This is a genomic window from Streptomyces changchenzhani, from assembly GCF_039766235.1.
GTDB lineage: Bacteria > Actinomycetota > Actinomycetes > Streptomycetales > Streptomycetaceae > Streptomyces.
The window spans coordinates 79,783-95,201 of record NZ_JBDHNH010000010.1 but is presented as its reverse complement, the minus strand read 5'-3'; the positions used below and the strand labels follow the sequence as shown (position 1 = coordinate 95,201).

At 69.5% G+C, this 15,419-nt stretch carries 10 protein-coding genes; 5 read left to right on the top strand and 5 right to left on the bottom strand.

Annotation, left to right across the window (positions count from 1 at the left end):
• Positions 1 to 2 precede the first annotated feature (2 nt).
• Both ABCR94_RS28895 and sph read right to left on the bottom strand, forming a co-directional pair.
• Positions 3 to 731: a MerR family transcriptional regulator gene (locus ABCR94_RS28895; protein ID WP_347123257.1), complete on the bottom strand. Its 729-nt coding sequence runs from the start codon at positions 729 to 731 to the stop codon at positions 3 to 5.
• A gap of 326 nt (positions 732 to 1,057) precedes the next feature.
• A complete protein-coding gene (gene sph / locus ABCR94_RS28890; protein ID WP_347123255.1) occupies positions 1,058 to 2,065 on the bottom strand; it encodes a sphingomyelin phosphodiesterase in 1,008 nt (335 codons plus the stop codon).
• A 327-nt stretch (positions 2,066 to 2,392) separates the two neighbouring features.
• On the opposite strand from sph, the gene ABCR94_RS28885 reads away from it, so the two are divergent.
• The gene (locus ABCR94_RS28885) at positions 2,393 to 3,268 is read left to right on the top strand and encodes an oxygenase MpaB family protein (RefSeq protein WP_347123253.1); all 876 of its coding nucleotides are present in this window, start codon (positions 2,393 to 2,395) and stop codon (positions 3,266 to 3,268) included.
• A gap of 217 nt (positions 3,269 to 3,485) precedes the next feature.
• Positions 3,486 to 6,263: a glycosyl hydrolase gene (locus ABCR94_RS28880; protein WP_347123252.1), complete on the top strand. Its 2,778-nt coding sequence runs from the start codon at positions 3,486 to 3,488 to the stop codon at positions 6,261 to 6,263.
• Positions 6,264 to 6,320: 57 nt separating this feature from the next.
• Here ABCR94_RS28880 and ABCR94_RS28875 read toward each other — a convergent pair whose 3' ends face one another.
• Positions 6,321 to 7,364 carry a LacI family DNA-binding transcriptional regulator gene (locus ABCR94_RS28875; RefSeq protein ID WP_347123250.1) on the bottom strand — a complete coding sequence of 348 codons (1,044 nt, stop codon included), beginning with the start codon at positions 7,362 to 7,364 and terminating at the stop codon, positions 6,321 to 6,323.
• Positions 7,365 to 7,581: 217 nt separating this feature from the next.
• On the bottom strand, positions 7,582 to 9,141 hold the full coding sequence (locus ABCR94_RS28870; protein ID WP_347123248.1) for a M1 family metallopeptidase: 1,560 nt from the start codon (positions 9,139 to 9,141) through the stop codon (positions 7,582 to 7,584).
• Positions 9,142 to 9,370: 229 nt separating this feature from the next.
• Here ABCR94_RS28870 and ABCR94_RS28865 point away from each other — a divergent pair, with 229 nt between their 5' ends.
• The 3 genes from ABCR94_RS28865 to ABCR94_RS28855 all read left to right on the top strand — a co-directional run bounded on the left by ABCR94_RS28865 (position 9,371) and on the right by ABCR94_RS28855 (position 14,419).
• Complete coding sequence (locus tag ABCR94_RS28865; RefSeq protein ID WP_347123246.1) at positions 9,371 to 11,320, top strand: Xaa-Pro dipeptidyl-peptidase; 1,950 nt, start codon at positions 9,371 to 9,373, stop codon at positions 11,318 to 11,320.
• On the top strand, positions 11,320 to 12,600 hold the full coding sequence (locus ABCR94_RS28860) for a M14 family metallopeptidase (protein ID WP_347123245.1): 1,281 nt from the start codon (positions 11,320 to 11,322) through the stop codon (positions 12,598 to 12,600). The genes ABCR94_RS28865 and ABCR94_RS28860 overlap by 1 nt, the downstream gene beginning before the upstream one ends.
• Positions 12,601 to 12,673: 73 nt before the next feature.
• Entirely contained in the window at positions 12,674 to 14,419 is a 1,746-nt protein-coding gene (locus ABCR94_RS28855; RefSeq protein WP_347123243.1) for a BCCT family transporter, read from the top strand.
• A 71-nt stretch (positions 14,420 to 14,490) separates the two neighbouring features.
• Here ABCR94_RS28855 and ABCR94_RS28850 read toward each other — a convergent pair whose 3' ends face one another.
• The gene (locus ABCR94_RS28850) at positions 14,491 to 15,408 is read right to left on the bottom strand and encodes an FAD-dependent oxidoreductase (RefSeq protein WP_347123242.1); all 918 of its coding nucleotides are present in this window, start codon (positions 15,406 to 15,408) and stop codon (positions 14,491 to 14,493) included.
• Between the last annotated feature and the right edge of the window lie 11 nt (positions 15,409 to 15,419).

The following is a 15,419-nucleotide window of genomic DNA, read 5'->3' as shown; positions in this document are numbered from 1 at the left end:
GCTCACTCCGCGACGAAGGCGGCCCGCAGCTCTTCCTTGAGGGACCGCTGGAACGCCGTGACCAGCGCCTGCAGCACCATCGGCTGCATATGGGCCGACAGCGACTTCATCGCCTCCACATGCTCCGGGTCCGACTCGCGCTCCCGGTAGGGCCCCCACACCTCGTCCTTGAAGAGGTGGGTCAGGGCATGGGCCGCCGACCTGGTGTGCTCCAGCAGAATCGTGCGGGCGGCCAGGATCGTCTCGTGCGCGATCGGTACGCCGAGGAGTTGTACGCCGAGGGCCAGCAGCCCGGGGTCGACGTGGAAGGTGTCGGGGGTGTCGGCGCGCCGCAGGACGTTCATCGCGGCGAGCCGGTCGATGTCCCCGTCCGACAGGTGACGCCCGGCCCGGCGCTCCAGCTCCGCGCGGGTCGCGTCCTCGGCCGAGTCGGGGACCCAGGACGCCACCAGGGCGCGGTGGATCGCCAGATCGTGCGCGCTCAGGTCGGGCGGCAGCTGCTCCAGATACCGCTCGATCGCGGCCAGCGTCATGCCGTGGTGCTGGAGCTCCTCGATGAGCGCCAGCCGGGAGAGGTGCGCGGGCCCGTAGTGGCCGACACGGCGAGCGCCGATCGCGGGGGGCGGCAGCAGCCCGCGGGTGCTGTAGAAGCGGATCGTACGCACCGTGACACCGGCCCGTGCGGCCAGCTCGTCAACCGTGAGCGTCTGCTCCTCGGTGTCCGTCGTCATACCTGCGCCTCGCTTCCACTGCTGCTGTCGCTGCCGTGCTCCAATTCAGTGCAACAGTATTGCTGTCTCACCACTGTTGTGAAAGCGTCCGGCCATTCCATGGCGACATTGCATGGCGACCGGAGGCGGTCATGACCACGATCCTGCGACTTCCCGCGGAGCAACGACCTGGGCGGCTGGGGCAAGGGCTCTACGATCACGGAGGGTGATCGCCCCGGAGCTTCGCGGCCTCTCCCGGCCCGCCCGGCCCGGCCCGCCCGTCCCGGTCTCCTGCTCCCGGGGCGGACGAGCCGGTGCGCGAGGTGGTGTCGGCCCGCGCCGTGCGGTCAGCGGCCGCTCGCGATGACCGGGTAGTGGTCACTCAGATTTGTGTACGTGTAGTTCTTGCCCCAGCTGGAGACCGTCCAGGGAGCGCTCTGCTCCTTGATTACGTCGTTCTTCCAGGTGGCCGGCTTGGCGTGGCCCGCCCGGTGCAGGACGTAGTCGAGGTCCTCGCGCGGGTCGTCGGGATAGCGCTCCGCGGCGATCGAGTTGTCCGCCGTGTCGAAGGAGTACGGGTGGCCGGTGCGTGAGTCGGCGGCGGCGAGGCCCGCGTCGCTGAGCATCGAGGCGTACTCGGGGCTGTGCGAGTCGACATTGAAGTCGCCCGCCACAAGGACCTGCTCCGAGGCGGGGATGTTCTTGCCGTCGAGGAAGGTGTCCATCGCCTTGAACTGCCGGCTGCGCATCTGCGCGGCCTCGCCCGCCCCGCAGCCCGGGTCGGTCGACTGCGCGTGCGTGCCGACGACGTGCACCTTGGCGCCGTTCACATTGAGGACGGCGTATACGAAGCCCTTGTTCGAGTACCAGTCGGAACCGCACGCGTCCTTGTAGACGTACTGCTCCTTGCGCACGACCGGCCACTTGCTGAGGATCGTGACGCCGCCGTCCTCGGGCGTCGTGGCGGAGTAGGACCCGCCGGTCATGTCCCAGCCGTTCTTGCTGCGGCCCATCACGGGCGTCTGGTACGGGTACTGCGCGGCGGCATTGCTCTTGAGCGCGTCGGAGGTGCCGTTGTCGAAGGCCTCCTGCACGACCACCACGTCGTTGCCCTGGAAGAAGGAGGCCTCCGGGATCGCCTTCGCCCGGTGGTCCTGGCCCCAGTTGGGGTAGAGGGTCTTGCTGAAAAGAAATGCGTTGTACGACAGGACCTTCAGCGACGGCACGTCGGCCGCGGGTGCCGCCGGTGCCGCGGGTGCCGCCGAGGCGGACGGGCCGGTCGTGGCCAGAGTGACGGCTGCGAGGGCGGTGGCCAGGGCTGCGCCAGGAATACGGCGGAGCGCGGAGTGAGGCACTGGATCTCCCGTTGCTGGTGTGGGGGTTGGACCGGCGCCGCACATCAAATCAGCCAGAGTTACTTCCCGGTAGCCATTGGGCACCATGGAGTCGGCCGCTTGCCTGCGATCAAGCAAACTCTCACCCGGAAGGGCCGGGGAAGGGCCGGGGAAGGGCCGGGAAAGGGGGCCGGGAAGCGCCGGAAAAGGGGCCGGAAAAGCACTGGGACGGCCTCGGAAAGGCAAGGAAACAGGGCTCGGCTCGCCCGGGTGCGGCGGCCCGAGGCTCGCCGGGCCGCCCACGATCGCATACTGGATCACACGCCCGCCGACCCTTGGAGTCACCACATGAAGACCGGTGGACAGGATCCGGCGCCGCCCCCGCCCGGCGGTGTGCTGTGGAGCGTCGCGGGTGACGTGCGCGCGCTGCTGATGCTCCCCGCCGCGCTGACCATGCAGGTCGCGCACCCGGCCGTCGGCGCCGGAGTCGACGAGCACTCCGTCTTCCGTACGGACCCCTGGGGACGCGGGGAGCGATCCGTGCGCTCCGTACAGCTGTGGGTGTACGGGGAAGAGGCGGCCGCCGAAGAGGGCCGCAGGCTCCGGCAGCTGCACAGGAGCATCCAGGGCACCGACGCGCACGGCCGCCGCTATCACGCGCTCGACCCGCACCACTACGCATGGGTCCACGCCACTGGCTTCCCCTGCTACCGGCACTCCCTGCGCTACCTCGCCCGCCCGCTCACCGACGCGCAGGAGCGGCAGCTGTACGCGGAGTGGCTCCAAGTCGGCCGGATCCTCGGCATCAACGACCGGGACATGCCGCAGACCGTCGAGGAGTTCTGGCCGTACTACCGCAAGATGCTCGCCGACGAGATCGAAGCGACCGTGGTCGTACGCGAACTGCTCGCCCCCGACAGCCCGGTGCCCGCACCCGCCCGCGGCCCCCTCCTGGTGCGCCTGCTGCTGCGGGCCCTGTGGCCCGTACTGCTGCCGCCGCTCGCCCGCTTCCGGGCCTTCGTGACCGTCGGCTACCTGCCGCCCGACGCGCGCGAGGCGATCGGTCTGGAGTGGAGCGACGCGCAGGAGCGCAGGCTTCGGCGGTTCAGCCGCATCGTGCGGGTCGTGGTGCCGCTGCTGCCGGAGCGGCTGCGCTATCTGCCCCGGGCCCGGGCGGCGAGGGCACGGTACCGCGCCGCACAGTCGGCGGGGCAGCAGGCGTGAGAGCGCTCTCACGAAGTTGAGTCAGAGAATGCCCTGATTGCTCTCGATCCGTCAAGATTCAGCAATCCGTCAAGACTCGAACGCATGGCGACGACGGGTAGTCCCAACTGCCGTGTGTGTCACAAGTATTGACACTCCCGTTACAGGAGTTTTACGTTCCCTATCATCTGAGAGCGCTCTCAGACGCCCGTTCCTCCACGATTTCGAGGTGCCGTCCATGCCAGCCCCCCGCCTCAGATCGGCCTCCGCGCTGATCCTGGTTTCCGCTCTGGCCGCAGTCGGTCTGGGCTCCGCCGCCACACCGGCGGCAGCCGCCACCATCCCCGTCGGGTCGGGCAGTTACTCCGATGTGCGCCCCGCCGGCACATCGGGCCCCACCACCAACACCGGCGCACCCGTCACACCCAAGCTGACGCCGGCCGCGAAGGACAAGCCGGTGCCCACCAACGACTGGTGGTCCTCCCTCGCCTTCCAGCGCTACGGCGACAACCCGCACTCCACGCCCATGTACGGCCACCCGCTCACCTACCAGGCCACCCGCGGCGGCCTCGAAGTCGGCTACCCGACGAGCCCCGCCATCGTCGGCGACGGCCGCCAGTACGAGTACGCCCACAAGGCCGACCTGACCCTCGGCCTGACCGGGCTCAACTCCCCGGACACCAAGGCCGACGACTGGTCCGACTGGACCGTCACGCCCTACTGGTCCGACGGCACCCGCACCCTGCGGACCACCATCGGCCACGGCATGCCCTACGTGTACGCCAAGGGCTCCGGCGGCAACGCCCAGATCACCACCGCCGCCGCGCCCACCGTCTTCGCCGACCAGGGCAACGTCCTTGGCATCACCGTCGCGGGCCACCACTACGCCCTCTTCGCGCCGACCGGCAGCGACTGGAACGTATCGGGATCCACCGTCACCGCCGGCCTCGGCTCCAAGGACTACTTCTCGCTCGCCGTGCTGCCGTCCACCGACGCCCTCGCGACCTTCAAGAAGTACGCGTTCAGCTTCGTCACCGGTTCCAAGGCGACCTGGAGCTCGGCGGCCGGCACGGTCAAGGCGACGTACGCCCTCACCACCGAGGCCAAGGAGGGCACCGAGAGGGGCACGCTGCAGGCCCTCTACCGCCACCAGTGGCTGCACACCACCGACCCGCTCACCCCGTACACCTACGTATCACCGCGGGGCACGATGAAGGTCCGCGAAGCGGCCTCCTTCAGCACCAGCCAGCGGGCCTCGGGCGTGCTGCCTGCGCTGCCGAAGTCGAGCGGCGTCGAGACGGCCAGACTCAGGGGCTCTCTGAACGAGGTGGCGAACGCCTCCGACCCGTTCTCCGGCGCCACCGACACCTACTGGACCGGCAAGGCGCTGGGCCGCCTCGCCCAACTCGTCCCCGTGGCCGACCAGATCGGTGAGACCGCCACCCGCGACAAGCTGCTCGGGCTCATGAAGGGGCGCCTCCAGGACTGGTTCATAGCGGGCGGCGTCAGCGAGTTCAGCTACGACAAGGACTGGAAGACGCTGACCGGCTACCCGGCGTCGTACGGCAGCGACACCGAGCTCAACGACCACCACTTCCACTACAGCTACTACGTCTACGCGGCCGCGATCGTCGCGCAGTACGACCCGGCCTGGGCCGCCGACTCCGCCTGGGGCGGCATGGTCAAGACCCTGGTCCGCGACGCCGCCAACCCCAGCCGCACCGATGCCGCGTTCCCGTTCCTGCGCGGCTTCGACGTCTACGCCGGGCACAGCTGGGCCTCGGGCCACCAGGGCTTCGCTGCGGGCAACAACCAGGAGTCGTCGTCGGAGTCCACCAACCTCAGCGCGGGACTCGTCCTGTGGGGCGCCGCGACCGGCGACACCTCGCTGCGCGACCTCGGCACGTTCCTGCTGACCACCGAGGCGGAGGCGATCTCGCAGTACTGGTTCGACGCCGACGAGCAGGTCTTCCCGTCCTCCTACGGCCATGACACGGTCGGCATGGTGTGGGGCAGCGGGGCGGCATACGCCACCTGGTGGACCGCCAACCCCGAGGAGATCCACGGCATCAACGCCCTCCCGGTGACGGGCGGTTCGCTGCACCTCGGTCGTAAGAAGGACGCGATCAGGCGCAATATCGCGGAGATGGAACGTGAGAACGGCGGCCCGGCCGTCGAATGGCGCGACATCCTCTGGGAGTTCCAGTCGTTCGCCGACCCGGGAGCGGCGAAGGCCAAGTGGGACGCGGGCCACGCGGGTTACACCCCGGAGCAGGGTGAGTCCAAGGCGCACACCTACCACTGGCTCAGCACGCTCGACACGCTCGGCGCCCCCGACGCGTCGGTGGCCGGTGACATCCCGACCTCCGCGGTCTTCACCAAGGGCACGGTACGGACCTACGCCGCGCACAACCACGGCTCCACGGCCCGCACGGTGACCTTCTCGGACGGCGGCAAGCTCACCGTCCCGGCCCGCTCCACGGCGACCGGCACGGGCACCGGTGGCGGCGACCCGGACCCGGATCCCGATCCGCCCACCGGCAACACCTTCCAGCTGCGCACCGGAGGAGCTCTCACCACCGCCATCGGCACCACGGCGGGCAGCGACACCATCGCCTCCGCGGGCGGCGGCAACTACGACGGCACCCCGCACACCCCGCAGACGTACGAGGTCGAGAATGTCACCGGCGCGCTCAAGGCCGGCGCGTCCACCTCGTTCCGCCTCCAGCTGGATGCGGGCTCCGCGGTCGGTCTCGGCCAGCAGGCCAGGATCAGCTACGACCTCACGGGTGACGGCACCTTCGAACGGACCGAGACCTACAACTACTTCGCGACCGACCCGGTGGCGGGCTGGGAGGAATACGGGCAGGCCCGCGGCCTCAAGTCGGCGACCGGCACACTCGGCGCCCTCAAGGGCGGCATCGTACGCCTGGAGGTCTGGAACGCGATCGGCAACGGAACGGCGAAGATTCTGACCGGCACGGACCGTTCGGCGCTGGTGATCCCCTTCCAGTGAACAACCTTCCGCCACCGGTCCGTTGACCGGTAACACCCACGCGGCGGGTCCCGGCCCTCAGGCCGAGGCCCGCCGCACCAGTTCGGTCGGCATGATCACCGAGGCCGGCGCGACCGACTCTTGGCTGCCTTTCTCGCTCAGCACCCGCATCAGCAGCCTGACCATCAACCGGCCCATGCCTTCGATGTCCTGACGGACCGTCGTCAATGGCGGCTCCGCCGACTCCGCGAGCGGCATCACGTCGTCGAAGCCGACCAGCGCGACATCCTGGGGCACCCGCCGGCCCCGCTCGCGCAGCACCCGCAGGGCGCCCGCGGCCATCAGGTCGTTGGCGGCGAAGACCGCGTCCAACTCCGGTCGGCGTTCGAGGAGTTCCGACATGGCGAGGGCCCCGCTCTCCACGGTGAAGGCGCCCTGCGCGATCAGCGCCGGATCCGCGTCGAGCAGCACATCGCGGTAGCCGTCGATGCGGTCGAGGGCGGAGGTCTGGTCGCGCGGGCCCGCGATGTGCGCGATGTGCTCGCGGCCCAGGGCGACGAGATGGTGCACGGCCTGCCGGGCGCCGCCGCGGTTGTCGCAGTCGACGTACGGGACCGCGCGCTCGGAGTCGGTGCCCGCCCAGCCGGGGCGCCCGCCGAAGACGGTCGGGAGCTTCACTCGGCGGATGACGGCGGGCAGTTCGTCGTCGTTGTGCAGGGAGAAGGCGAGCGCGCCGTCGACATGGCCGCCGCCGAGGTAGCGCGCGATGCGGTCGTAGTCGCCGGGCCCCTCGACCCACAGCAGCACCAGCTGGGAGTCGTGCGCCGTCAGTTCCCTGCTGATCCCGCGCAGCTGCTGCTCGAAGAACGGGTCGGAGAAGATCCGGAACTCCGGCTCGGCGATGATCACGCCCACCGCGCCGTTGCGCCGGGTGACCAGGGAGCGGGCCGCGTGGTTCGGGACGTACCTCAGATCGTCGACGGCCCGGCGGACCTTGTCGACCAGCGGCTGCCGCACCCCGGCGCCACCGTTGACGACGCGGGAGGCCGTGGCGCGGGAGACGCCCGCACGGGCCGCGACAGCTTCCAGAGTGGGGCGGGACCCAGGGGACTGCTCGGGCAAGGCGGACGCTCCTCTGGCTCTTGGCGCGACAGCGGGAGAGGGCTGCCGGATGGCAGGCTACCGGGTCGCACCGATCTTCAGAGAGCGCTTCCAGGAGCCTGGCCGCCCACGGTACGCGGGAGTGCGTACCGCGCGCATAGCGGGTGTGTACGAGGTGTCTACGACGACAACCGCGCCGTCGCCCCTTCTGAAGGGGCGACGGCGCGGTGTCCACCGGTCAGCGGTGGCCGTGCCCGTGACCCTTGCCGTGATCATGGACCGAGTTGGTCGCGGCGATCTTCTTCCACGACTTGGGCTGCGCGGGCTTCGCGTCCGCGCCGCTCGCGCGGGCGATCCGCGCGTCGGCGGCGGCCGGGACGGCCGGCTTCGACGGCTCGTACAGCCAGGTGTCGAAGAGCTCGGCGAGGGGCTTGCCCGAGACCTTCTCCGCGTACTTCACAAAGTCGCCCACATTCGCGTTGCCGTAGGCGTACTTGGCCGTCCAGCCCTTGAGGATCCTGGAGAAGTCCTCTTCGCCGACCTCGTTGCGCAGCGCCTGTACTGCGAGCGCGCCCCGGTCGTACACGGCGATGTCGAACTGCTTGTCCGCACCTGGGTCGCCCGGCTTGACCGTCCAGAAGGGGTCGTCGGCCGCGCGCGTCTCGTAGACATAGTCCGCGAGCTCCTGCGCGGTGCCCTCGCCCTCCTTCTCCGACCACAGCCACTGGCTGTAGCGGGCGAAGCCCTCATTGATCCAGATGTCCTTCCAGCCCTTGACCGAGACGCTGTCGCCGTACCACTGGTGGGCCAGCTCATGGACGACGACCGAGACGTTGGAGCCGTTCGCGAACTGCCGCGGGCTGTAGAACGGCCGGGTCTGCGTCTCCAGTGCGTAGCCGCTGGTCACATTGGGGACGTAACCGCCCAGCGCATTGAAGGGGTAGGGGCCGAAGACCTCGGTGAGCCAGTCGGCGACCTCCCCGGTGCGCTCGATGCTGGTGCGCGCCGCGCCCGCGTTGTCACCGAGGTCCTTGCTGTACGCGTTGAGGACGGGCAGGCCGCTCTCGGTCTTGTCGGTGGTGATGTCGAACTTGCCGACCGCGAGCGTCGCGAGATAACTGGCCTGCGGCTTGTTCGAGCGCCATGCGAAGCGCGTCCAGCCGATCTTCGAGCTCTGCGACTGGAGTACGCCGTTGCTGATCGCCTGGGTGCCGTCCGGCACCGAGACCGACACGTCGTACGTCGCCTTGTCCAGCGGGTGGTCGTTGCTCGGGAACCACCACACGGCCGAGTCGGGCTCCTGGGCGGCGACACCGCCGTCCGGGGTGCGGTGCCACGCCGTGTAGCCGCCGATCTTGAGCTCGGAGGGCTTTCCGGCATAACGGACGACGACGACAAGTGTCTTGTTCTTCTCCACCGGCGACGCAGGGGTGACGACCAGTTCCTGGTCGCCCTCCTTGAGATACGTCGCCTTCTTGCCGTTGACCCGGACCTCGCTCACTTTGAGACCGAAGTCGAGGTTGAAGCGGGAGAGGTTCTGCTTGGTGGTGGCGAGGATCGTCGCCGTACCCTCAAGCAGGTCCGTCTTGGGCTGGTACTTCAGGCGCAGGTCGTAGTGGGAAACGTCGTATCCGCCGTTGCCGCTGGCCGGGTAATAGGGGTCGCCGATACCCGGGGCGCCCGGAGTGCTGTGTTCTCCGGGGGGAAGTCCCCCAGCCCCCCTTGTTGCGGCCGATGCCGGGATCGTCAGGAGCAAAGAGGCAGCGAGTGCGCTCGGGGCGATGAGTCTGCGGTGCACGGATGCTCCAAGTGGTCAGTCCGAAGGATCAGTTCGCACTCTATTCAGCCCTCCTGTCACCAGTCATGTCCATGGTCGGTCCTGTCACCTGACTGCCATGTGGCCGACATGTCACCTCTCGACCGGTTAGGGGGTGTGTGGTCGTCCCACTGTCCACTGCTGCCCTCTTTTGCACGGCAGTTGACCGGAGTACCTTCCGGCCATGCCGATACCTGCGCGGGGCACCCGAATGAAGTGGCACAGACTCATACCGGTGGCCGCGGCCGCCATGATGGCCGTACTGATCTCCCCGGCGGGCGCCCAGGGCGCCGCGGCCGGGCCCAAGGAGAGCAAACCCGTCTACTCCTACGACGACGCGATACGCGAGTCCGTGTGGGTGGACACCAGGATCGACGGCGACTCGGACGGGAAGACCGACCGGGTCGCCGTCGACATCGTCCGGCCCAGGGAACCCGCTCAGCAGGGCCGTAAAATACCGGTGATCATGGACGCCAGCCCGTACTACGCATGCTGCGGGCGCGGCAACGAGAGCCAGAAGAAGACGTACGACGCGAACGGCAAGCCGGTCCAGTTCCCGCTTTACTACGACAACTACTTCGTGCCCCGCGGCTACGGCTTTGTCGCCGTCGACCTCGCCGGAACCAACCGCTCCGACGGCTGCGTCGATGTCGGAGGCCGCTCCGACGTCCAGTCCGCCAAGGCCGTCGTCGACTGGCTGAACGGGCGCGGCAAGGCGTACACCACCCGCACCGGCGGCGCGCCCGCCAAGGCCGGCTGGACCAACGGCAACACCGGGATGATCGGCAAGAGTTACGACGGCACCGTCGCCAACGGCGTCGCGGCGACCGGCGTCGAGGGCCTCAAGACCATCGTCCCGATCGGCGCCATCTCCTCGTGGTACGACTACTACTTCGCCCAGGGCGCCCCGCTCTACGACAGCGGCCCCGAGTGGCTGTCGGACTACGTGGAGAGCCCCGAGGCCCGGACGCGCTGCAAAGCCGTCCAGCAGAAGCTGATCGACGAGGCGCCGCGCACCGGTGACTGGACCCCGCTGTGGAGCGAGCGCAACCATGTGCCGGACGCGGACAAGGTCGAGGCGTCCGTCTTCGTCGTCCACGGCATGCAGGACCTCAACGTCCGCACCAAGCACTTCGGCCAGTGGTGGGACGCGCTCGCCGACGAGGGCGTGGACCGCAAGATCTGGCTGTCGCAGACCGGTCACGTCGATCCTTTCGACTTCCGCCGCGGAGACTGGGTCAAGACCCTGCACCGCTGGTTCGACCATGAACTCCTGGGCTACGACAACGGCATCGACCGCGAGCCGATGGCCGACATCGAACGCGCCCCCGGCCAGTGGTCCACCGACAAGGTCTGGCCGCCCCGCTCCACCGACGCCACCACCGTGCGCCCCGGCAAGGGCGCCGCGCCCGGCGTCGGCACCCTCGGCCTCAAGCGCGCCAAGCCCGGCGCCACCGAGACCTTCACCGACGACCCCAGCCTGAGCGAGACCGACTGGGCCGCGCAGATCGACCGCTCCACCCCGAACAAGGCCGGATTCACCACCAAGCCGCTCACCCGCGACCTGCGGCTGTCGGGATCCTCCAAGGTGACGGTCACCGCGACGCCCTCCACGTCGACCACCCACCTCTCCGCGGTCCTCGTCGACCTCGGCCCCGACACCATCCGCGACTACGCCGCCGCGGGCGAGGGCATCAGCACCCTCCCCGAGCGCACCTGCTGGGGCCCGAGCACCGCCGGTGACAGCTCCTGCTTCAAGGAGACCGCGGCCAAGACCGCGGACGTCGACTACACCGTCTTCAGCCGCGGCTGGGCCGACCTGGGCACCTACGCCGACCCGGGCAAGGGCCGCCCCCTCACGCCCGGCAAGCAGTACACGATCACCCTGGACCTCGCCGCGAGCGACCATGTCGTCCCGGCCGGCCACCGGCTCGCGCTGATCGTCGGCGGCACCGACGCCGGGCTCATCGACCCGCCGTCCACCACCCCGACCCTGGGCATCGACCTGCACCGTACGGGTGCCAAGCTCCCGTTCGTCGGCGGCGACAAGGCATTCGCCCGCGCCACCGCGGGCTCAGGCGCGCACACTTCGTCCGGCGCACTCCTCGACGGCGTCGCCGAACCGCGTTCCATCCGTCCCATCCCGGGAGGCACCCGCTGATGCTCGCCGGAATCCGCGCCCTGGCGCTCGGCGTCACAGCCGTGGCCCTCGCGGCCCCGCTCCTCGCGGCGCCCGCACAGGCCACGCCCGCACCACCCCGAACCGGGTTCGAGAACAGCGATGGCGCGCGCTGGACCACCCAGCCCGAGGAGCAGAAGTTCCTGGCGGCCGTCGACCGCGGGAGCGAGCGCGTCACGATGTCGGCGATCGGCGCCACGAAGCAGGGCCGCCCGCTCCAGCTTGTACGCATCGGCACGCACCGCACCCCCAACACCGCGCTGCTGATCTGCTCCCAGCACGGCGACGAACCCTCCGGCCGCGAAGCCTGTCTGACGCGGGTGCGGGACCTCGCGTACGCCAAGGACAAGCAGACCCGCGACTTCCTCAAGCGCACCACGGTCCTTGTCATCCCCACCGCCAACCCCGACGGCCGCGCCGCCGACACCCGCGGCAACTCCGACGGGGTCGATATCAACAGGGACCACATCGCCCTGCGCACCGCCGAGGGCCGCGCCATGGCTGCAGTCCTGCGGGACCACCGCCCGGACGTCGTGTACGACCTGCACGAGTACGGCGCGACCGTGCCGTACTACGACAAGGACCTGCTGGCGCTGTGGCCACGCAACCTCAACACCGACGACCGGGTGCACGCGGAGGCCCGCACGCTCTCGGAGTCATATGTGCGGCCCGGCGCGGAGGACGCCGGATTCAGCACCGGCATCTACGGGATCTGGACCGACCCGGTGACGGGGGAACCGGTCAAGCAGGTGGCGGGCGACGGCCAGGAGCGCATCCTGCGCAACACGGCGGGCGCCAAGCACTCCGTGGGGCTCCTGGTGGAGACCCGCGTCGACGCCCTCACCGACGCGGAGAAGAAGGACCCGGCCCTCAACAACCGGCGCCGCGTCGACTCCCAACTGGCAGCCCTCGACGGTGCGTTCACCTTCGTCGGGCAGCGGCGTGGCCGGATCGAGACAGCCACGAGCCTGGCGCGGCTGGCGGGCTACGCCGACCGCGGTCCCGTGTACCTCGGCGGCGCCGACAATGACCCGGCCGAGCCCGCCGAGATCATCCAGGACCCGCCCTGCGGCTACCGGCTCACAGAGGCGCAGTACGCGGACGTCAAGGATGAACTCGCTCTGCACGGTGTCGTGTCGGAGCGTGACGGCCCGGGTGCGTTCGTATCGTTGCGTCAGAGTCTGCGTGACCTGGTCGTATCGCTGCTCGACGAGCGCGCGGCGTATCACCTCGCTATCGGTCGGCCCGACACTCGCTGTTAGTCAGTTGTGATGTGCAGCACCTGTGCTACGGGGTAGCGGTGACTGAAACGATCCCCTGTGAGAGGTACCGCCTGTGACGCACGACGAACCACATACGAGTGATGCGGGGAAGGCGGAAGTACCTGTCCACCTTCCCGGCAGCCCTCATTTCACCCCGGCTCCCCAGACCGACCGCATCGTGTTCGGCGTCACCGCCGCCTTCACGGTGGCTTTCGTGGTCTGGGGCGCCGTGGCGACCGAGCAGCTGGAAAGCGTCTCGGGCAAGCTCCTGAAGGGATTGATGCACAACGGCGGTTGGGCCTTCATGCTCGCCGCCTCCGGCTTCGTCGTCTTCGCGCTGTGGCTCGCCATCAGCCGCTACGGGAAGATCACCCTCGGCGAGGAGGGGGAGAAGCCCGAGTTCCGCACGGTGTCCTGGGTCGCGATGATGTTCAGCGCCGGTATGGGCATCGGCCTGATGTTCTTCGGCGTCAGCGAGCCTCTCTCGCACCTCAGCTCGCCCCCGCCCGGCACCGACCCCGCCACTTCGGCGGAGGCCATGCAGACGGCGATGGCCACCACCCTGTTCCACTGGACGCTCCACCCGTGGGCGATCTACGCGGTGGTCGGTCTCGCCATCGCGTACAGCACTTTCCGGCGTCGCAGGCGCCAGACGATCAGCGCGGTCTTCACCCCGCTCATCGGCGAGAAGCACGCCAACGGCGGTGTGGGCAGGGCGATCGACATCCTCGCGATCTTCGCCACGCTCTTCGGCTCCGCCGCCTCGCTGGGCCTCGGCGCCCTGCAGATCGGCAGTGGAGTCCAGGAGCTGGACTGGAAGAAGACGGTGGGCACCGGCCTGCTCGTCACGATCATCGCCGTGCTCACCATCGCATTCGTCGGCTCCGCCGTCACCGGTGTGGAGAAGGGCATCCAGTGGCTGTCCAATATCAATATGGTGCTGGCCGGACTGCTGATCCTGTTCGTCTTCGTCGTGGGCCCGACCATCTTCATCCTCGACCTGCTGCCGACCTCCCTGGGCGCGTATCTGGGTGATCTGCCGCAACTCATCGGACGGACCGAGGCGACCGGCAACAAGGACGTAGCGGACTGGCTGGGCAGCTGGACGGTCTTCTACTGGGCCTGGTGGATCTCCTGGACGCCCTTCGTCGGCATGTTCATCGCCAGGATCAGCCGCGGCCGTACGATCCGTCAGTTCGTCGGCGGAGTCATCCTGGTGCCGAGCACCGTCAGCCTGCTGTGGTTCGCCGTCTTCGGCGGCACGGCCATGAAGCTGCAGGAAGCCGGAAAGCTCACCGACGAGACGACCTCCGAGGGCCAGCTCTTCGGCGTACTCCAGGAGTACCCCATCGCCACCGCGACGAGCCTGCTCGTCATGATCCTGGTGGGCATCTTCTTCGTCTCGGGCGCCGACGCGGCCTCCATCGTGATGGGCACGCTCTCGCAGAAGGGCTCCTTCGAGCCCAGCAAACTCGTGGTCATCTTCTGGGGTGTGCTCACGGGCGCGGTCGCGGCCGTGATGCTGCTCATCGGCGACGGCGAGAGCAACGCACTGGCCGGACTGCAGAATCTGACGATCCTCGTAGCGGCGCCATTCGCCGTCGTGATGATCGGCATGTGCTTCGCGCTGATGCGTGACCTGCACAGGGACCCGCTGATCGTGCGGGGCGAGAAGGGCGTGGAAGCCATCGAGACGGCCGTGATCGCGGGCCATGAGCAGTACGACGGTGACTTCGAGCTCCAGATCGGCCCGGGCACCGGCGACACCAACGGCGAAACAGGCACGAACGGGGAAGAGGAGCACGCAGGGCGCTCCTGAGACGGTGGCCGCCGACCGTGCGGTGCCGCTCGCGCGGCGCGGCCGGCGGCCCCGCCCGCTCCCGCCTTTCCTCAGCCCGCGGCCAGCCGTGCCGCATCCCGCGCGCAGCCCCACGCGACGGTGATTCCCGCGCCCCCGTGCCCGTAGTTGTGCACGCACAGCGCCCCGGAAGGCAACCGCTCCGCCGCCAGCCGCACCCCGCCCGTGCGCACCGGACGCAGCCCGACGCGATGCTCCAGGATCCGGGCGTCCGCCACCTCGGGCCTGACCCGGGAACAGCGCTCCACGATCGCCCGCGCGACCGCCGGATCGGGGTCCGTGTCCCAGTTGTCCTCCTGGGCGGTGCCGCCGAGGATCAGACCGTACGGCTGCGGAAAGAGATACACCGACTCCGCGCCGTGCGTGGCCGCCACGTACCACGTGTCGACACCCGGATTCTCGACCACCACCAACTGGCCGCGCACCGAAGCCATTTCGAGGTCCGGCACCAACTCGCGCGCCCCGAGGCCGGTGCAATTGACGACGACGGGACCCGCCTCGTCGAGGCGCGTGACGGCGCGCCGCTCCAGCACACCCCCGGCCGCCTCCAACCGCCTGCGCAGATACCGCAGATGCGCGGGCATGTCGATCAGGGGGAGCGAGGCCCGCAGACCGTACGGATCCTCCCGCAGCCCCGGTACTTCGGCGGCCCACGGCCCGAGACCGGCCAGTGCGGTGTCCGCCATGACCCCCGCCGTCAGCCGCACACCCGTCTCGTCGGGGGAGCGCGCCAGTTGCTCGTACACCCGCAGTGAGGCTAGCGACCAGGCGCCCACCCGCTCCTCGGGCTCGATGCGATACGGCCACCACAGCGCACCCGCCACCGCGGACGTCGTCGCGTCCACCGGCTCCCTGCTCCACACCCGTACCTGAGTGCCACTTTCCGCGAGAGTCACGGCCGTCGTCAGCCCGATCACTCCGCCGCCCACCACGATCACTTCGCTGCTCATGGACGGACCCT